The sequence below is a fragment of the Arthrobacter wenxiniae genome, assembly GCF_013376105.1.
GTDB classification, from domain to species: domain Bacteria; phylum Actinomycetota; class Actinomycetes; order Actinomycetales; family Micrococcaceae; genus Specibacter; species Specibacter wenxiniae.
The window spans coordinates 52097-69769 of the sequence record NZ_JAAMFM010000011.1; the positions used below are offsets into that span (position 1 = coordinate 52097).

Annotated in this window: 16 protein-coding genes; 2 read left to right on the plus strand and 14 right to left on the minus strand. The window is 68.9% G+C overall.

Annotated elements, in window-relative coordinates; translation table 11 throughout:
* Positions 1-86 precede the first annotated feature (86 nt).
* The 9 genes from G6034_RS09280 to G6034_RS09320 form a co-directional block, all read right to left on the minus strand.
* Entirely contained in the window at positions 87-2228 is a 2142-nt protein-coding gene (locus tag G6034_RS09280) for a 3-hydroxyacyl-CoA dehydrogenase NAD-binding domain-containing protein (RefSeq protein ID WP_176634833.1), read from the minus strand.
* Positions 2225-3475, minus strand: coding sequence for a thiolase family protein (locus G6034_RS09285; protein WP_343038005.1), 1251 nt, complete (start codon positions 3473-3475; stop codon positions 2225-2227). Before G6034_RS09285 ends, G6034_RS09280 begins: the two co-directional genes overlap by 4 nt.
* A gap of 190 nt (positions 3476-3665) precedes the next feature.
* The gene (locus G6034_RS09290) at positions 3666-5159 is read right to left on the minus strand and encodes an HRDC domain-containing protein (protein WP_218063756.1); all 1494 of its coding nucleotides are present in this window, start codon (positions 5157-5159) and stop codon (positions 3666-3668) included.
* A 60-nt stretch (positions 5160-5219) separates the two neighbouring features.
* On the minus strand, positions 5220-5789 hold the full coding sequence (locus tag G6034_RS09295) for a DUF3000 family protein (RefSeq protein WP_176634834.1): 570 nt from the start codon (positions 5787-5789) through the stop codon (positions 5220-5222).
* A 62-nt stretch (positions 5790-5851) separates the two neighbouring features.
* Positions 5852-6925 (minus strand): beta-eliminating lyase-related protein, encoded by a 1074-nt coding sequence (locus G6034_RS09300; protein WP_176634835.1) that lies wholly within the window; start codon positions 6923-6925, stop codon positions 5852-5854.
* 10 nt (positions 6926-6935) lie between these two features.
* Positions 6936-7634, minus strand: coding sequence for an SDR family oxidoreductase (locus tag G6034_RS09305; RefSeq protein WP_176634836.1), 699 nt, complete (start codon positions 7632-7634; stop codon positions 6936-6938).
* A gap of 18 nt (positions 7635-7652) precedes the next feature.
* Positions 7653-9038: a DUF6421 family protein gene (locus G6034_RS09310; protein ID WP_246295559.1), complete on the minus strand. Its 1386-nt coding sequence runs from the start codon at positions 9036-9038 to the stop codon at positions 7653-7655.
* Positions 9039-9218: 180 nt separating this feature from the next.
* Positions 9219-9638 (minus strand): peptide-methionine (R)-S-oxide reductase MsrB, encoded by a 420-nt coding sequence (gene msrB, locus G6034_RS09315; protein WP_176634837.1) that lies wholly within the window; start codon positions 9636-9638, stop codon positions 9219-9221.
* 14 nt (positions 9639-9652) lie between these two features.
* Positions 9653-10144 (minus strand): hypothetical protein, encoded by a 492-nt coding sequence (locus tag G6034_RS09320; RefSeq protein ID WP_176634838.1) that lies wholly within the window; start codon positions 10142-10144, stop codon positions 9653-9655.
* Between the two features lie 124 nt (positions 10145-10268).
* On the opposite strand from G6034_RS09320, the gene G6034_RS09325 reads away from it, so the two are divergent.
* Positions 10269-11501, plus strand: coding sequence for an alpha/beta hydrolase family protein (locus tag G6034_RS09325; protein ID WP_176634839.1), 1233 nt, complete (start codon positions 10269-10271; stop codon positions 11499-11501).
* Here G6034_RS09325 and ybaK read toward each other — a convergent pair.
* From ybaK to G6034_RS09340, 3 genes are all read right to left on the minus strand, one after another.
* On the minus strand, positions 11498-12028 hold the full coding sequence (ybaK, locus tag G6034_RS09330) for a Cys-tRNA(Pro) deacylase (RefSeq protein ID WP_176634840.1): 531 nt from the start codon (positions 12026-12028) through the stop codon (positions 11498-11500). The genes G6034_RS09325 and ybaK overlap by 4 nt on opposite strands.
* Positions 12029-12241: 213 nt before the next feature.
* Positions 12242-12700 carry a SufE family protein gene (locus G6034_RS09335; protein WP_176634841.1) on the minus strand — a complete coding sequence of 153 codons (459 nt, stop codon included), beginning with the start codon at positions 12698-12700 and terminating at the stop codon, positions 12242-12244.
* Between the two features lie 50 nt (positions 12701-12750).
* Positions 12751-13671, minus strand: a complete 921-nt coding sequence (locus tag G6034_RS09340) for a sulfurtransferase (protein ID WP_176634842.1) — start codon at positions 13669-13671, stop codon at positions 12751-12753.
* A gap of 253 nt (positions 13672-13924) precedes the next feature.
* On the opposite strand from G6034_RS09340, the gene zapE reads away from it, so the two are divergent.
* A complete protein-coding gene (gene zapE, locus G6034_RS09345; protein WP_176634843.1) occupies positions 13925-15037 on the plus strand; it encodes a cell division protein ZapE in 1113 nt (370 codons plus the stop codon).
* Between the two features lie 102 nt (positions 15038-15139).
* Here zapE and G6034_RS09350 read toward each other — a convergent pair whose 3' ends face one another.
* Entirely contained in the window at positions 15140-15325 is a 186-nt protein-coding gene (locus G6034_RS09350; RefSeq protein WP_176634844.1) for an antitoxin, read from the minus strand.
* Between the two features lie 81 nt (positions 15326-15406).
* Positions 15407-17650, minus strand: a complete 2244-nt coding sequence (locus G6034_RS09355; RefSeq protein ID WP_176634845.1) for an MMPL family transporter — start codon at positions 17648-17650, stop codon at positions 15407-15409.
* Between the last annotated feature and the right edge of the window lie 23 nt (positions 17651-17673).

Consider the following 17673-nt stretch of genomic DNA (forward strand, 5'->3'; position numbering starts at 1 on the left):
AGCCAAGACTGGGCGTTGGCCAAGAGGCGCGACGCCGGCCGCGCACCCATGGTGAGCGGCCGGCGTCGTGCGTGGGCAGGGGATCGCTAGGCGGTGTGGAAGCGCCTGCCGTTAACACGCTCCGAGGCCCCGACCCTGTCCAGGTACGGGGTGATGCCGCCCAGGTGCATGGGCCAGCCGGCACCGAGGATCATGCACAGGTCGATGTCCTCGGGCCCGGCCACCACGCCCTCGGCCAGCATGAGGCCGACCTCCTCCGCGAGCGCGTCCTGCGTCTTTGCCAGCAGCTCTTCCCCGGTGGACGGAGTGGTGCCGAAGGAAAGCAGCGCCAGGGTGTCGGCCGGGATGTGCCGTGAGCCGTCCTCCGCCTTTTCCCACAGGCCTTTTTTGCCGGCGTCGATGAGCGCCTGCAGGTTGGCCGAGACGGCGATCCGGTCGCCGAACGCGGCGTGCATCGACTCCGTGACGTGCTGGGCCACCGGCAGTCCCACCATGGCGAGCAGCGTGAACGGGGTCATGGGCAGGCCCAGGGGGCGCAGCGCGTTGTCGGCCGTGTGGGCGTCCGTGCCTTCGTCGAATGCCCTGAAGACCTCGCCCATGAGCCGCAGCAGCACCCGGTTGACCACAAACGCGGGGGCGTCCTTGACCAGCACGGCAGTCTTGCGCAGCGCCCTGGCGGTGGCGAAGGCCGTGGCGAGTACGGCGTCGCCGGTCTTTGGCGCGCGCACAATCTCCAGCAGCGGCATGAGTGCCACGGGGTTGAAGAAGTGGAAGCCCACCAGCCGTTCCGGGTGCTCGAGGCCTTCCGCCATGGCCGTCACGGACAGCGAGGAGGTGTTCGTGGCGAGGATGCACTCGGGGGAGACGACGGCCTCGACCTCGGCGAAGACCTGCTTTTTCACCTCGAGCTCTTCAAACACGGCCTCGATCACGAAGTCGGCGTCGGCGAAGGCGTCCTTCGTGACGGAGCCGGTGACCAGGGACTTGGTGCGGTTGGCGGCGTCCGGGCTGATCCGGCCCTTGGCGAGCAGCTTGTCCACCTCCCCGTGCACGTAGCCCACGCCCTTGTCCACGCGGGCCGCGTCGATGTCCGTCAGGACCACGGGCACCTTGAGCTGGCGGGCAAAAAGCAGTGCGAACTGGCCGGCCATGAGTCCGGCTCCCACCACGCCCACCTTCGTGACCGGGCGCGCCAGCGTGGCGTCCGGGGCGCCGGCGGGGCGCTTGCCGCGCTTTTGCACCAGGTCCAGGAACGCGTAGACGGTGTCCCGGAACTGCGGCGTCATCATCAGCTCCGCGAGGGCGTCCTCCTCCGCCTCGAAGGATTCGGCCTTGCTGAAGTTCCTGCCCTTCTCCAGCAGGTCGATCACCTTGGCGGGGGCCGGGGCGGCGTTGGAGGTCTTGGCCTCCACGAACGCCTTGGCATGGTCGACTGCGGCATCCCACGCCGCGCTGTTCTCCCCGCTGAGCGGTTCGTCGACAGCGTTGGGCCGGCTGACGCTTTCGGCGCCGGCCAGCACGCGGGCCGCCCAGTTCAGGGACTGCTCCACGAAGTCGGCCGGTTCAAAGAGTGCATCCGCCATGCCGAGCTTGAATGCTTCCGGGCCGCTGAGGGTGCGGTTGTTGGACAGTGCGTTTTCCAGCATGACCTTCACGGCGTTGGCGGGTCCGATCAGGCGCGGGAGCAGGTACACGCCGCCCCAGCCGGGCACCAGGCCCAGGAACGCCTCCGGGAGGGCCAGGGCACCGGCGCCGGTGGACACCGTGCGGTAGTTCGCGTTCAGGGCGATCTCCAGCCCGCCGCCGAGGGCCATGCCGTTGATGAAGACAAAGCTCGGCACGCCAAGGTCGTTGAGGGTCGAGTAGACGTCGTGGCCCAGCCGTGCCATCGCGCGCCCGGCTTCCTTGTCCTTCAGCTCCTTGACGGCCGAAAGGTCGGCACCGGCGGCCAGGAAGAACGGCTTGCCGGTCACCCCGACGCCGGCGATCTCACCCCGGGCGGCCCTTTCCCGCTGGGCCTGAAGTACCGTGCCCAGTTCGACGAGCGTGTTGGGGCCAAGCGTGCTGGGGCGCCTGTGGTCCAGGCCGTTGTCGAGGGTGATGAGGGCAAAGGTGCCGGCGCCGGGGGCTCCGTCCACGCCGGGCAGTGCGATGTCCTGCACATGGGAATGCGTCACCACCTCGTCGGGGAACAGGTCGGTGAGCTGCTGAAAGTCCCGGGCGCTCATGCGGCGCTCCCTTCGTCTTCGGTGGGTGAGCCTGGGGGCGAAACCGTTGGGGTCCAGTGCGGGTTTTCCCAGATGACGGTGGCGCCCATGCCCAGGCCGATGCACATGGTGGTCAGCCCAAAGCGCACGGAGGGGTCTTCCTCGAACTGACGCGCCAGCTGGGTCATGAGCCGCACGCCCGAGGAGGCCAGGGGATGGCCCACGGCGATGGCGCCGCCGTAGCGGTTGACGCGGGCGTCGTCGTCGGCAATTCCGAAGTGGTCCAGGAAGGAGAGGACCTGGACGGCGAACGCCTCGTTGATTTCAATCAGGCCGATGTCCTCGATGCCGAGACCGGCCAGCTTCAGCGCCTTTTCGGTGGCGGGGACCGGGCCGATCCCCATAACCTCAGGATCGACGCCGGCGTATGCGAACTGCACCAGGCGCATCTTGACCGGCAGGCCGAGTTCCGCGGCGGCGTCGGAGGAGGCAAGGAGGGCCACCGTGGCGCCGTCGTTGAGGCCTGCGGCGTTGCCGGCCGTGACCCGGCCGTGGGCGCGGAACGGGGTGCTCAGCCCTGCGAGGTCCTTCAGGGTGGTCCCGGGCCGCGGTGGTTCGTCCACGGTGTTGACGGTCCAGCCCTGGCCGGGCTTCATCGTGGCGACGGGCACCAGGTCCGGCTGGATCCGGCCGTTCGCGCTGGCTGCGGCGAACTTGGCCTGGCTGGCCACGGCGTACGCGTCCGTGCGGTCCTTGGTGATGGCGGGGAAGCGGTCATGCAGGTTCTCTGCCGTGTTGCCCATGTTCAGGGCGGCGGGGTCCACGATCCGCTCGCTCATGAAGCGCGGGTTGGGATCGGCCCCGGCCCCCATGGGGTGGTGTCCCATGTGCTCCACGCCGCCGGCCAGGACCACGTCGTATGAGCCGAAGCCGATGCCGGAGGCCGTGGTGGTCACGGCGGTCATGGCGCCGGCGCACATGCGGTCAATGGCGAAGCCGGGGACCGACGCCGGCAGGCCGGCCAGCAGCGCGGCGGTGCGGCCGATGGTCAGGCCCTGATCGCCGGTCTGCGTCGTGGCGGCGATGGCCACCTCGTCGATGCGTCCGGCGGGGAGCCGCGGGTTGAGGCGCATGAGTTCGCGGATGCACTTGACCACCAGGTCGTCGGCGCGCGTGGAGGCGTAGATGCCCTTGTCCCCTGCCCGTCCAAAAGGGGTGCGGACGCCGTCGACGAAGACAACGTCCCTGATCTGCCGATTTTGGCTCACCTGTAGCTCCTCAGTGCGAAAGACATGAATGTGACGCGCGCCACGCCAAGGAAGCGGGCGGCTGTGTCACACCTCATGTTACTTGCCAGTAACTAAAGAGCTCAACAAGTTGCAGTCACGACATCAGGGGAAACCGGAAACTGAGACGCAGTTGTTGTTGAAAAGGGGGCCGGAATCAGCAACAAGTGCGTCACAGTTGGACAGCAGCGGGTTTGCTGTCGCCGTTACCGATGTTCTTGTGTTGCCCGGGCGCCAGGGACTCGGGGTGGGCCAGGGCCTCGGCCAACAGCGGCGCGGTCTTCTCCACCTGCCAGGGGCGGGCACCCAGTCCGGCCAGGGCTGCTCCGACTGAGGCTTCCGTGGCGGGCGACGGCGGCCGCCAGCAAATGCGGCGCAGGTGGTCCGGGGTGAGCAGGTTTTCGGCGGGAATGTTCAGCTGCTCCGCGAGGCTGTTCAGTCGGGGCCGGGCAGTGGCCAAGCGCTCAGCCGCGGCGGCGTCGCGTTCGGCCCACACGCGCGGGGGCGGCGGCGCATTGGTGGGGACCTGCAGCGGCGGCAGGTCCGTGCTGGCCTTGGCTGCGTGCAGGGCATGCAGCCACTTCGGCGCGTCGCGCTTGGCGGCGCGGCCGTGGAAGCCGGCAAGCTCCAGCAGCGCCGGGACGGTGGTGGGCATCGCCTTGGCGGCGGCAATGATTGCGGAGTCGGGGATCAGCCTGCTCGGGGCGATGTCGCGGTGCTCGGCCAGCCGGTCCCGGGTGTTCCACAGTTCCCGGACGGCCGCGAGCTGGACCCGGTTGCGGATGGCGTGGGAGCCCGAGGTGCGCCGCCACGGGTCCACGCGCGGGGCCGGCACGCCGGCGTCGATGAGGTGCTGGAATTCCTGGGCCGCGTAGTCGAGCTTGCCGTCGGCCTCCAGCCTGGCCACCAGCTCTTCCTCCAGCTCGGCCAGCACCTCCACATCGAGGGCGGCGTAGCGCAGCCAGGGCTCGGGGAGGGGGCGGCGCGACCAGTCCGCGGCGGAGTGCTCCTTGGCCAGGTGGTAGCCCAGCAGGGATTCGACGACGGCGCCGAGCCCCACGCGCGGCAGGCCGGCGATGCGGGCGGCGAGCTCCGTGTCGAAGAGCTTGTCCGGCCACATGCCGGCGTCCGCCAGGCAGGGCAGGTCCTGGCTGGCCGCGTGCAGGATCCATTCCACGCCGCGCAGGGCCTCGTCGATGATCTTCAGGTCGTCGAAGGCCTCGGGGTCGATCAGCCAGGTGCCTGCGCCGTCGCGGCGGATCTGGACCAGGAAGGCACGCTGGCCATAGCGGAAGCCGGAGGCCCGCTCGGTGTCCACCGCGGCCGGGCCCTGGCCCGCGGCAAGGGCGGCGGCGCAGCGCTTGAGCGCGGGCAGGGTGGAAATGACTTCGGGGACGCCTTCGCGCGGCATGTCCAGCTCCACCAGGTCCGGCAGGTCCCCAAGCTCCACCCGCACGCCGTCGATGACCACGGAGGTCAGCGGCGCCTCGGCCACGTCGGTGGACTGCTGCTGGGCAGCGGCGGGCGGCCCGCCCGTGGAGGAGGTGCCGGCGGCAGAGGACCGTGCGCTGGAGGCGGCGGCCGGTTGGGCGTGTCCGGGATTGTTCAACTCGGTGGACTTTTTGATCCGGACGCGGCTGTGTGCTGAGGTGGCAGGTTCACTCATGATGACTCCAGTCTAGCGAACGGCTCCGGCACTGGCGGGCCGGCGGGCGGCTGCCGGCCGTCAGCGCCGGCGCCGCTGGCGCAGCAGGGTCACGCCGTCGGGCACGGGAGGCAGGCCGGCAAACGTGCACACCATGGTGGACCAGGCTTCCAGGTGGGCCCGGACGGCGGGGCCGCAGGGCGTCCAGGACGCCCGCAGTTCAATGTCGATGGCGTCCGGGCGTGCGGCCAGGGTGCCGTAGCTTTCGGACAGGATCCGGGTGGCCGTGCCGCCGGCGGCACGGTATGCGGCCCCGTGGTCGTCCAGGGCCTCAACCAGCCAGGCCCAGGCGACATTCCCCAGCAGGGCATCGTTGCCGATGTCCGGTTCCAGCTCGGCCCGGATGTAGGTGACGATCCGGAAGGTGCCCTCCCACAGCGAGGAACCGTTGGGGTCGTGCAGCAGGATGAACCGTCCGGTGGCGGCTTCCTCGCCGTCGGCCATGACTTCGGCCCCGAGGGCCACACCGTAGGGTGCAAGCCGGGACGGTGCGGGGATTTCCGCGAGCTTGAGCTCGGGGCGGTTGCGGGCGGCACGCAGCGAGGCCAGGGCTGCCTGGAATTCGGCCGGAAGCTGCGGTTGTGCGCTCACCTTGGCAGGCTATGGCGTTCCCGCCCCCAATCGGTGAAGGCGCGCCGCCGGGGCGCCTGCGCCTAGGCGCCAACCTCTTCGCGGATGGCGGCCACAAAGCTGTCAATGTCTTCCTCGGTCGTGTCGAAGGAGCACATCCAGCGCACCTCGCGGGCGGCCTCATTCCAGTCATAGAAGCGGAACCTTCTGCGCAGGCGGTCCGCCACGCCGGGCGGCAGCACGGCGAAGATGCCGTTGGACTCGGTGGCCTGGGTGGGCTGCACGCCGGGGATCGCGTCGACGGCGGCACGCAGCCTCGCTGCCATGGCGTTGGCATGCCCGGCGGACTTCAGCCACAGGCCGTCCTCCAGCAGGGCCAGCAGCTGCGCGGAAATGAAGCGCATCTTGGAGGCCAGCTGCATGTTCATCTTGCGCAGGTAGATCAGCCCGTCCGCGGCCTCCGGGTTCAGGGCCACCACGGCCTCGCCAAACATGATGCCGTTCTTCGTGCCGCCAAAGGAGAGGATGTCCACACCGGCGTCCGCGGTGAATTCGCGCACGGGCACGTCCAGGAAGGCCGCGGCATTGGCCAGCCGGGCGCCGTCCATGTGGACCTTCATGCCCAGCGAGTGGGCGTGGTCGCAGATGGCCTTGACCTCCGCCGGCGTGTAGCAGGTGCCCAGTTCGGTGGTCTGGGTGATGGAGACCGCCAGCGGCTGGGCGCGGTGTTCGTCGCCGAAGCCCCAGGCCTCCCTGTCGATCAGCTCCGGCGTCAGCTTGCCGTCCGGGGCGGGAACGGCCAGCAGCTTCATGCCGCCCACCCGCTCCGGCGCCCCGTTTTCGTCGCAGTTGATGTGGGCCGTCTGCGCACACACCACGGCCCCCCAACGCGGCAGCAGTGACTGGAGGGCGGTGACGTTCGCGCCCGTGCCGTTGAAGACGGGGAACACCTCCACCGGCCTGCCGAACAGCTCCACCAGCTTTTCCTGCAGCCGCGCGGTGTAGACGTCCTCGCCGTAGGACACCTGGTGGCCCTCGTTGGCGGCGGCCAGCGCGGCCAGCACTTCCGGGTGCACGCCCGAGTAGTTGTCGGAGGCAAAGCTGCGGACAGCCGGGTCGTGGAGCCGTGCGCGGGTGGAAACGGTGTCAGTGGTCACTGCAAGCCTTCTAGTTGAGTTCGATGCGGTGGCCGTTGAGCTGCACCGCGGGAGTGGAAAAGAGCCCCACCACAGTCTGCCCCAGGACGGCAACGTCGGTGAAACCGGGAAATTTCCGTTCGGGGGAGGCGGCCCGCATGGCGTCGTCCACCAGGGCCTTCACCACCAGCACGACGGCGGCCGGCCCGGGACTGGCGTCCTGGGCGAACCCCGCGGCCAATGCCCGGACCCAGGTTTCCGCGGCCGCCTTGACGGCTGCGTAGTTGGCGTTGCCGGGGGTGGGTGCCGTGACGGAGGTGGAGGAGACGATCGCGATGCGGCCGGAGCCGGAGGCCGCAATCTCGTCGTAAAACGCGCGCGTGGTGTTGCGCAGGGTGGTGAGCACTGAGCGGTGCAGGAAGTCCCAGTCGGCGTCGCTTTGCGCGGCCAGGCCCTTGCCGCCGCGCCAGCCGCCCACCAGGTGGACCAGGCCTCCGACGGGGCCATGCTCGCGGTGGATACTGTCCCCCATGGCGGCGACGGCCTCCGGGTCCGCGAGGTCGCACACGAGGGGGACGGCGCCGCCGGTCAGGGCGGCCGCCGCCCCGATGCGTCCGGCGTCGGACCCCACCGTGAGGACACGGAAACCGGCGGACACCAGCGCGGAGGCAACCGCGATGCCGGCGGCGCTGCTGCCGCCGGCCACCAGCACAAGGGGAGATTCGCTCATGCCTACAACAGTACCCACCTACGCTTCGCTGGCGCCGGTGATGCCGGAGGTCGATTCAATGACGCCGCGCATTTTCTTGGCGAGGGCCTCGTAGAACATGGAAAGCGGGAATTCGTCATCCATGACCTGGTCGGTGACCTCGCGCAGCGGGGCCGTCAGCGGCAGCGCGTCGGGGCCCTTGGCCCAGATGGAGGCCGGGTTCGGGGTCAGCGTGCCGGAGACCAGCTCGTAGGCGGCCAACCAGTGGGCCAGCTTGGGCCGGTCGATCGAGCGCCAGTACAGCTCCTCGATCGCGTGGCCCAGGGCGATCACGACGTCGGGCACCTCGGCCCAGTCGATGGTGAGCTTGGTGTCCGTCCAGTGCAGCACGTGGTGCTGGTGGAGCCAGGCGAAGAGCAGCTGCCCGCCGAGCCCGTCGTAATTGCGGACCCGGCTGCCGGTGATGGCGAAGCGGAAGATCCTGTCAAAGATCACGGCGTACTGGACCAGCTTCGCGTGCCGGCGGGCCTCGGGGGAGGCGTTCTCGTCGCCTTCCACGGCCACGGATTCGCGGTACGCGGTCAGGTCGCATCTCAGTTCCTCGAGGGAGTAGAGGAAGTAGGGCATGCGCTGCTTGATCATGAACGGATCAAAGGGCAGGTCCCCGCGCATGTGCGTGCGGTCGTGGATCAGGTCCCACATGACGAACGTTTCCTGCGTGAGCGCCTGGCTGTCCAAAAGTTCGACGGCGTCCGCCGGCAAATCCAGCCGGGTCACGGAGGCGGCCTCCCGGACCACGCGGCGGAAGCGCGCGGCCTCGCGGTCCTGGAAGATGGCCCCCCAGGTGAAGGTGGGGGTTTCGCGGACGGCCACGCTTTCCGGGAACAGCACGGCCGAGTTGCTGTCGTAGCCGGGGGTGAAGTCGATGAAGCGCAGCGGGACAAAGAGCTTGTTGGAGTAGCTGCCGGCTTCCAGTTCGCCGATGAACTCGGGCCAGATGACCTCCACCAGGACGGCCTCCACGAAGCGGGAGGTGGACCCGTTCTGGGTGTACATGGGGAATACCACCAGGTGGCCCAGGCCGTCCACCCGGTGCTCCTGCGGCTTGAACGCGAGCAGGGAGTCCAGGAAGTCGGGCACGCCCAGGCCTGCCGCCACCCACTTGTTGAAGTCCTCCACCGCAAGGCGCAGGTAGTCGGCGTCGTGGGGGAAATGCGGCGCCAGGGCCTGGATGGAGCCGGTGATGGTCTCGACAAGCTTCTGGGCGCGGGCACGGACGTCCGGGTCGGGAACCGAGCCGTCCTTGGCCTGGAGTCCCTGCAGGCTCGTGGCGGCCTGCTTGAGGGCAAGCCACGAGGGGTCGGTGGCCAGACCCTGGTGGTTGGTTCCGGGGGCGGTGTCCCGTGCTTCCGCGGTGATGCTCATGGTGAGTCATCCTTTCCTGAGGTGTGGTCTGCCGCCTGCGGCAATTTTCCGAGACTATCAATGGAACAGGAAATCTTATGTTTGATATTCCTAAGCATTAGAAACAGTCATGCTCGAGGGCATGAAAAAGCGGCGCGGCCCAAGCGTTGCATATGCTCGTCCGCGCCGCAGTGGCGCCTGCTAGGCCCCGGCCTGCCTTAGCTTCAGCGAGACCGAGTTGATGCAGAAGCGTTCGTCGGTGGGGGTGTCGTAGCCCTCGCCCTTGAACAGGTGGCCAAGGTGGGAGTCGCAGGCGGCGCAGCGGACTTCAATGCGCTCCATGCCCAAGGAGTTGTCGTGCAGGTAACGCACGGTTCCGTCGGCCAGGGGGGCAAAGAAGGACGGCCAGCCGCAGTGCGAGGAAAACTTCTCCCGGGACGTGAACAGTTCCGCACCGCAGGCGCGGCACGCGTACACGCCCTCCTCCGTGGAATCCCAGTACTCGCCCGTGTACGGCCGTTCCGTCCCGGCCTGGCGCAGCACGGCGTACTCCTCTGGACTCAGCTCCCGCTTCCACTCTTCGTCGGTCTTCACAACTGTCGGTGCAACAAAATCGCTCATGTAATCCTCAACACCTACGAGTCGCCAATAAATCCCGAGCCGGCGTACAGGTGCAGCACGGGCAGTCCCAGCTTGCGCTGGGCCTGGTGCGCCCAGTCCTGCCGGAAGGTGTCGGCCACGGCATGCGGGCGGGTGACCACCACTGCCTGCCGGGCGCCGGAGTCGGTGACCTGGGCGACCAGGGAGGAGACGGCGTCGCCCTCGGCAACACGGCCGGTGGCCTTGGCCCCCGATGCCAGCAGTACGGCCAGCGACGCCTGCAGCGTCTCCTCCGCGGTGGCGCGCACGGTTGCCGCGTCCGGCTTTTCGCGGAACTCGCGCAGGGCGGCGGGCACGTCCAGCATGGTCAGCTGGTCAATGACGTCCACCAGCAAATGCCGCCTGGTGTCGGCCGGGACGAGCAGCAGCAGCTCGACGTCGTCGCCCGGGCTGTACAGCTCGGTGATGTTGGCGGCATCGCCGGGACCGAGGGGTTCTTCCGTCAGGATAATGATCACGTCGCTCATGGCACCAGCTTAGGGCGGATGGCGGGCCAAAACGGCGCCTGTGGCCAAAATGTTGCGGGTGTTTGTTCGGCCCGGGCCGGTGCGCCGCTCGACGCTCCCGCCGGCACGTGGGCAGAATGGGGGCATGGCAACTTCTGCGCAGCAGCCCGGGCATTGGGTCAAGTGGGGCATTCTCGGTGCCGGGGCGGCCGGGGCGGCAGCCTTCTCCGTCGTGACGGCCACCTCGGCGCTGGCCGCCTACTTTGCCCGCAGGGTGGTCACCCCTGAAAAGTCGCGCGCGGACGACGTCTCCATCCTGGCCGTGATTCCCAACGGGCCCGAGCTGCAGGTGGTGCTCGACGCCACGCCCGACACGACTGTCGAAGGCCGCTACGCCATTTATTTTGACGGGGGGCGCGCCCATGCCGTGGTGGGGCGGATCATCGCGTACGTCCCGCGCGAAGGCAGCATCACCCGGGAGGTGCTGGAGGTGGTGGGCGGGGACCTGCGCACCGCCACGCGCGGCTGGTGGTCCGGCAGCGTCTACGCCCACCCGCAGGAACTGGGCCTGGACGCCGAGGACGTCACCATCGAGCTGCCCGTCGGCCCCGCCCCCGCCTGGCTGATGCGTGCGCCCAACGCCCTGGCCACCTGGGCCATCATGGTCCACGGCCGCGGCGCCACCCGCAGCGAGGGCCTGCGGGCCGTCCCCGCCGCCCATCTGCTGGGCATGAACGCCCTGCTCATCTCCTACCGGAACGACGGCGACGCCCCCTACGCGCCCGACCGCCGGTATGGGCTGGGGGTCACCGAGTGGCGGGACGTGGAGGCGGCCATCGACTATGCCGTGGCCCATGGCGCCAAGGACGTGGTGCTGTTCGGCTACTCCATGGGAGGGTCCATCAGCCTGCAGGCCGCCGACCTCGCCCGCAACCGCCGGCACATCCTGGCCATGGTCCTGGACGCCCCCGTCATCAACTGGGTCAACGTCCTGGCCCACCAGGCGCAGCTCAACCGGATCCCCGACTACGTGGGGCGCTACAGCCAGCTCATGCTCAGCCACCCGGTGGGGCGGCGCATCACGGGACTGGCCGCGCCCGTGGACCTCAAGAGCATGGACTGGGTCTCCCGCGCCGTCGAACTGCGCACCCCCACCCTCGTCCTGCACAGTGTCGACGACGACTTTGTGCCCTACGAGCCCACCTCGGAGCTCGCCCGGCGCAACCCGGAAATGGTCACGTTCGAGCCCTTCAGCAAGGCCCGGCACACCAAGGAATGGAACGTTGACCCGGAGCGCTGGGACAACGCGGTCGAAGGGTGGCTGCGCCCCCGGCTGGCCCGCTACACCCTGCCCCGCTACACCCTGCCCCGCGACTAGGTGCCGGCCCGCTGCGCCGGATGGCCGAGGGGGGCCGTGGCTGCCCGGGTCAGCGCGATGAGGTCGGCGGGGGCGAGTTCCACGTCGAAGCCGCGCCTGCCGCCGGAGACGTAGATGGTCTCAAATTGGAGCGCCGATTCGTCCAGGACGGTGGGGGAGTGCTGGCGCTGGCCCAGGGGGGAGATGCCGCCCAGGACGTAGCCCGTGCGGCGCTGGGCCACGGCGGGGTCGGCCATGGCGGCCTTCTTTCGGCCCACGGCATGGGCGAGGGCCTTGAGGTCGAGCGAGCCGTTGACGGGGACCACCGCCACGGTGAGCGTCCCGTCGACGTCCGCCATGAGGGTCTTGAAGACCCTTTCCGGTGCGACGCCGAGGACATCGGCCGCCTCCATGCCATAGCTGGCTGCTGCGGGATCATGCCTATAGGCGTGGCCAGTGAAAGGCACCCCGGCCGCGGCCAGCGCGACCGTTGCGGGGGTGCTGGCGCTTGTCGCCGGCGCGGTGTCGGCACGCTTTTTCTTTCCCATGGGCCCATTATTGCAGCGGGCTGCCCACTGCTGCCGCGAGTGTTGTGGCGACGGGACGCGAACTTCCGGGGCGGCCCGGTGGGGCCCGCCAGGCAATGAAAAGGCAGCAGCTGCGGGCGAACATCCGCAGCTGCTGCCATTTCAACGTCACGGCAACCCGGACACCCGCATCTGCCGCCCGTTCAACGCCGGCTGCAATGCCAAACTGCCGCCCTAGGCTGCCGGGCGGAGTCCGCCGGCAATCTTGCGCTTGACCCGGCCCAGCATGGCGGACATGCCGCGCATGCGCAGGGGGGAAATGGCGCGCGTAAGGCCGAGCTGTTCCGGCATGTCGTCCGGCACCGCCAGGATCTCCTCCGCTGTCAGCCCGTCCAGTCCCTCGTGGAGGACCGAAGCAAATCCGCGCGTCGTGGGCGCCTCCGGCGGGGCCTGGAAGAACAGCCGGACCACGTCGCCGTGGTCGGTTTTTTCCGCCTCGACCGTCAGGAACAGCGGCGACTGGCATTCCACCACCTGCTCGAGCAGCTCGGGGTGGGACGTTAAACGTTCCGGCAGGGCCGGCAGGGACCGGGAGAATTCCAGGAGGAGCGTGAGACGGTCGCGCTCCTCCAGTTCCTGGAAATCTTTCACGATCTCGGCCAGCGCCGGCGGAAGTGCTTGAAAAGTAGTCATCAACTAAAGCGTACGTTTCTTTTCGGGGAAGGGAGCAACTGCGACAGGAGCTAGTTTGACGAGGGCAGTTCGCCGCGCTCGGTTCCCTTGGCGATCGGGACGCGGACGCTGTTGCCCCACTCGGTCCAGGAGCCGTCGTAGTTGCGGACGGTGTCGAAGCCCAGCAGGTACTTCAGCGCGAACCAGGTGTGGCTGGAACGCTCACCGATGCGGCAGTAGGCCACCACGTCGTCGCCTGCCTTCAGCCCGGCCTCGCCCAGGTACAGGGCTTCGAGCTCTTCGCGGCTGCGGTACGTGCCGTCGGTGTCCGCGGCACGGCCCCACGGGATGGACGCCGCGGTGGGGATGTGGCCGCCGCGCAGCGTTCCCTCCTGCGGGTAGGCGGGCATGTGGGTGCGCTCGCCCGAGTACTCCTCGGGGGAGCGGACGTCGATCAGCGGCTTGCCCAGGTGGGCCAGGACATCTTCCTTGTAGGCGCGGATGGGGGCGTCGTTGCGCTCCACCACGGGGTAGCCGGCGGCGGGGGTGACCTCCGTGGCGTCAGTGGTCAGCTCGCGGCCTTCGGCAATCCACTTGTCCCGGCCGCCGTCGAGCAGCCGGACATCCTCATGGCCGAACAGGGTGAAGACCCACAGGGCGTACGCGGCCCACCAGTTGGACTTGTCGCCGTACACCACCACGGTCGTGTCGCGGGAGATGCCCTTGGCGGCGGCAAGCGCGGCGAACGCGGCGCCGTCGATGTAATCGCGGGTAACGTCGTCGTTCAGGTCGGTGTGCCAGTCAATCTTGACCGAACCGGGAATGTGGCCGGTCTCGTACAGCAGGACGTCCTCGTCGGATTCGACAACCACCAGGCGGCCGTCCTTCGTGGCACCGCTGGCAAGGGCCTCGGCCAGCCAATCGGTGGAAACCAGCCGCTCCGGGTGCGCATAGGACGCGAACTTCTTATTTGTATCAACTGCAACAGGCATGGTGCCCCTTTCATGGACGGCTCGCACCAGGCGGCACCGGGAACGTCCGGCACAGTCCGTGGGGCGAAGGCGGGATTTGCCGGCCGCAGCTTGCACACGCGGCGGCCTGTCCTCTCCCTTACAGTAACCACGGCCGGGCCGGGATTACTCCCTCGCGTTAACGTGGCGCAACATCTAAGTGGGTATTCTTGGAGGGGCCCCTGCGGCGCCGTGAAGCACGCACGAAAATTCCTTTCGATGAACGGATCAGTCCTTGGTACACGTTGAGCAACTTTCCACCCGCCGGCCGGCGGTGTCGGTGGAGGAACTGCTGAAGGGATTCGTCCCCTCGCCACGCTTTGGCGAGGTTTCCTTCGCCAGCTACCGCCCGGACCCGGCCCAGCCGTCTCAGGCCGAGGCCGTGCGGGTGCTGGAAGACTTCGGCAGCCAGGTTGCCTCGAAACCGGCGGGAGGCCTGCGGCGGTTATTCGGCGGCAAGCTCTTTGGCGACGGGACCAGGAAGCCCGGTTCCCGGGCCGGCATCTACCTTGACGGCGGTTTTGGCGTCGGAAAGACCCACCTGCTGTCCTCGCTGTGGCACCAGGTGGAGGGCCCCAAGGCCATCGGCACCTTTGTCGAGTACACCAACCTGGTGGGGGCCCTGTCCTTTCGAAAGACGGTGGAGGCGCTGAGCAGCTACAAGCTGGTGTGCATCGACGAGTTTGAACTGGACGATCCCGGCGACACCGTGCTGATGTCCCGGCTCATGCGGGAACTGGCCGACGCCGGCGTCAAGCTGGCGGCCACGTCCAACACCCTGCCGGGCGCCCTGGGCGACGGTCGGTTCGCGGCGGTCGACTTCCAGCGGGAGATCCAGGTGCTGGCGGACCAGTTCGAGATCCTGCACATCGATGGCGAGGACTTCCGCCACCGCGGCCTGCCCACCCCGCCCGAGCCGCTGCTCAACAGCGACCTTGACGCCACCATGCGCCGGGAGTTTGAGGACAAGACGGTGGCCGTGGACGATTTCGGCACCCTGGTGGACCACCTGGCCGGCGTTCACCCGTCCCGGTACCGGCAGCTCCTTGACGGGATCGACGCCGTCGTCTGGCGCAACGTGCACACCATCACCGAGCAGTCGGTTGCCCTCCGCTTTGTGGTGCTGGCCGACCGCCTGTATGACAAGGACGTGCCGATCCTGGGCAGCGGCGCCCCCCTGGACGCACTCTTCACCCCCGAGATGATGGCCGGAGGCTACCAAAAGAAGTATTTCCGCGCAGTGTCCCGGCTGATGGCCCTGGCCCGCGAGGCGCAGGGGGCGCCTTCCGCGGAGGCCATTCCCGGCCCGGCGGTGTCCGAGCCGCAGCCCGCCGGCCGCGGCGCGTAGCCGCCGCCCGCCGGACCGGATTTAAACGCGCAAGGCGCCGGTGCCGTCTCTCGACGGGACCGGCGCCTGCCTTGACGCCATGTCAGGGGCGAAGGAGCGGAATCAGGCCTTGGGCCTGTCCACAAAATCCGAAGCCGCCTGCTGGACGCCGTCGATCTGGTCCTTGAACTTCTCACCGGTCTTGCTGTCGATGAAATCGCCAGCCTTCTGGATGCCGTCCTTGACCTGAACTTCGTGTCCCCGCAACAGCCCCTCGGCCCTGCCCTTGATATCGTCAAAAATAGACAATGGGCACCTCCCTTCGCTCCTGGGGCCATTCGCGCCCCAACCTCCAATCAGGCTAGTGGGTGCGGCGGGGATGTCAACAGCTCATCCCCGGGGGCTCTGCCGGGCGTGAAGTTGCGGGGCGCCGTCGGCGCGGGCGGGTGCCGGGCCGGGCCCGCGCCCGGCCCGCGACGGCCACCACATGCGCCTGCCGATGGCGTAGGACAGCGCCGGGACCAGCAGCGACCGGACAATGACGGTGTCCAGCAGCACGCCGAAGGCGACGATGAACGCCAGCTGCGCCAGGAACAGCAGGGGTATGACGCCCAAGGCGGCGAACGTGGCGGCCAGCACCACGCCGGCCGACGTGATGACCCCGCCGGTCTTGCCGAGCCCGCGCAGGACCCCGGCGCGGGTTCCCATGAGCTGGGACTCCTCGCGGACCCGGGTCATGAGGAAGATGTTGTAGTCGACGCCGAGGGCCACCAGGAACACAAAGCCAAAGAGCGGAACCGTCGCGTCGGCGCCGGGAAAGCCAAAGACGTGGTTGAACACCAGCGCGGACACGCCCATGGTCGCCGTGTAGGAGACGATCACGGAACCGATCAGGACCAGCGGCGCCACAAGGGAGCGCAGCAGCGCCATGAGCACCAGCAGGATGACCGCCAGGACCAGGGGAACGATTTTCACCAGGTCGTTTTGCGCCGTCGTGTTGGTGTCCAGGGCGATGGCCGTGACGCCGCCCACCAGCACACCCGGGTCGACCTTGGGCAGCCCGGACCGGAGGTTGGCCACCACCTGTTCGGCGCGGTCGGAATCGGCCTGGTCCGCCAGGGTGGCATTGATCAGCACGCGCCCGTCCCTGACCACGGCGGGTGCTCCGGTGCCGGGCCGCCCTCCTTCGGTCTGGACGGCCGCGCCCGCGACCCCGGCCACGCGTTCGACGGCGGCGAGGACCTCGCGCTGCTTGTCCGCGTCGGCGACGATCACCACGGGGCTGCCGCTGCCGGCGTCGAAGTGCCGTGCCAGCGCCGCCTGGCCGTCCACGGCGTTGCTCGGGCCCAGGATGACCTGGGTCTGGGACACCCCGTGCGCCTGGAGCTGCAGTACGCCGCTGCTGGCCAGGACAAGCACGCCCAGGGTGATCACCCAGGTCAGGTTCGGCCGGCGGGCCACCAGCAGGCCCACAAGGCGCCACAGCCCGCCAATGCCGGCGAGGCCGCGCGCCACGTCGTCGCCCTTGGACGGGGCCGGGGCGGCCGTGCCGTCCGCGGCGTGCTTGTGGGAGTGCCCGGGTCCAACCTTGGGCCGGAACGGCCAAAAGGCCGCGCGGCCAAAGAGCGCCAGCAGGGCCGGGAGGCAGGTGAGCGCGGCCAGCAGGGAAAAGAAGATGCCGATGGCGGCGATGGGCCCCAGGCTGCGGTTGGAATTCAAGTCGGAGACCAACAGGCACAGCAGGGCCAGGATCACGGTGGTGCCGGAGGCGGTGATCGGTTCCCAGGCGCTGCGGAGGGCCCGTCCCATGGCGGTCCAGGATGACTCCACCTCGTGCAGGCCTTCCCGGAAGCGCGCCACCAGCAGCAGCGAATAGTCGGTCGCGGCGCCGATGACCAGAATGGACAGGATGCCCTGGCTTTGCCCGCTCAGCTTGATCACGTCCGCGCTGGCCAGGGCGTACACCACCAGGATCGCCGCGCAGAGGGCCACGACGGAGGTGAAGAGCACCAGGACCGGCAGGACCACGGAGCGGTAGACGACCAGCAGGATCACAAAGACGGCCAGCAGCGCCACCAGCAGCAGCACGCCGTCGATCCCGGCAAAGGCCCCGATAAGGTCCGCGGTGAGCCCGGCCGGCCCCGTGACGTAGTAGCTCATGCCCTCCGTCACCTGCGCCGCCAGGACCGCGCGGAGCCCGTCGACCACGGTCTTCAGTTCACCGGCGTCGGCGACGGGAACGATGAACTCCACCGCGAGCTTGTCCCGCGACGGGATGGGGCCGGCAATCCCGGCAGCCGCCCCGCCCGAGGCCGTCCGGACGCCGGGCACGGCGCCCAGCTTGTCCGGCAGGGCCGCCAGCCGTGCCAGCTGCGCCGGGCTGAACTCCGTCCCGGAGGTGACGAGCACCACGGCCGGGATCGTGCTGCTGTCCACGAAGCGCCTCTGCCAGTCCTGGACGGCGGTCGATTCGGCGCTGGCGGGCAGGAAGGAGGCCTGGTCGTTGGTGGAGACGTCGGAGATCTTGCCAAAGGTGGGCCCGCCCACGCCGGCTATCAACAGCCAGATGACGATCAGCACTGCCGGCAGCGTCAGCCGCAGCCACTTCCTGGGTGAACGGTTGCGAAGATCCATGGTCGACATAGTACTTCCATAAT

Coding starts and splice junctions, on each gene's coding strand:
- G6034_RS09280 (WP_176634833.1), bottom strand. CDS start 2,228: ATGAGCGCCCGGGACTTTCAGCAGCTCACCGACCTGTTCCCCGACGAG.
- G6034_RS09340 (WP_176634842.1), bottom strand. CDS start 13,671: ATGCCTGTTGCAGTTGATACAAATAAGAAGTTCGCGTCCTATGCGCAC.
- G6034_RS09325 (WP_176634839.1), top strand. CDS start 10,269: ATGGCAACTTCTGCGCAGCAGCCCGGGCATTGGGTCAAGTGGGGCATT.
- G6034_RS09310 (WP_246295559.1), bottom strand. CDS start 9,038: ATGAGCATCACCGCGGAAGCACGGGACACCGCCCCCGGAACCAACCAC.
- G6034_RS09305 (WP_176634836.1), bottom strand. CDS start 7,634: ATGAGCGAATCTCCCCTTGTGCTGGTGGCCGGCGGCAGCAGCGCCGCC.
- G6034_RS09290 (WP_218063756.1), bottom strand. CDS start 5,159: ATGAGTGAACCTGCCACCTCAGCACACAGCCGCGTCCGGATCAAAAAG.
- G6034_RS09320 (WP_176634838.1), bottom strand. CDS start 10,144: ATGAGCGACGTGATCATTATCCTGACGGAAGAACCCCTCGGTCCCGGC.
- G6034_RS09355 (WP_176634845.1), bottom strand. CDS start 17,650: ATGGATCTTCGCAACCGTTCACCCAGGAAGTGGCTGCGGCTGACGCTG.
- G6034_RS09335 (WP_176634841.1), bottom strand. CDS start 12,700: ATGACTACTTTTCAAGCACTTCCGCCGGCGCTGGCCGAGATCGTGAAA.
- msrB (WP_176634837.1), bottom strand. CDS start 9,638: ATGAGCGATTTTGTTGCACCGACAGTTGTGAAGACCGACGAAGAGTGG.
- ybaK (WP_176634840.1), bottom strand. CDS start 12,028: ATGGGAAAGAAAAAGCGTGCCGACACCGCGCCGGCGACAAGCGCCAGC.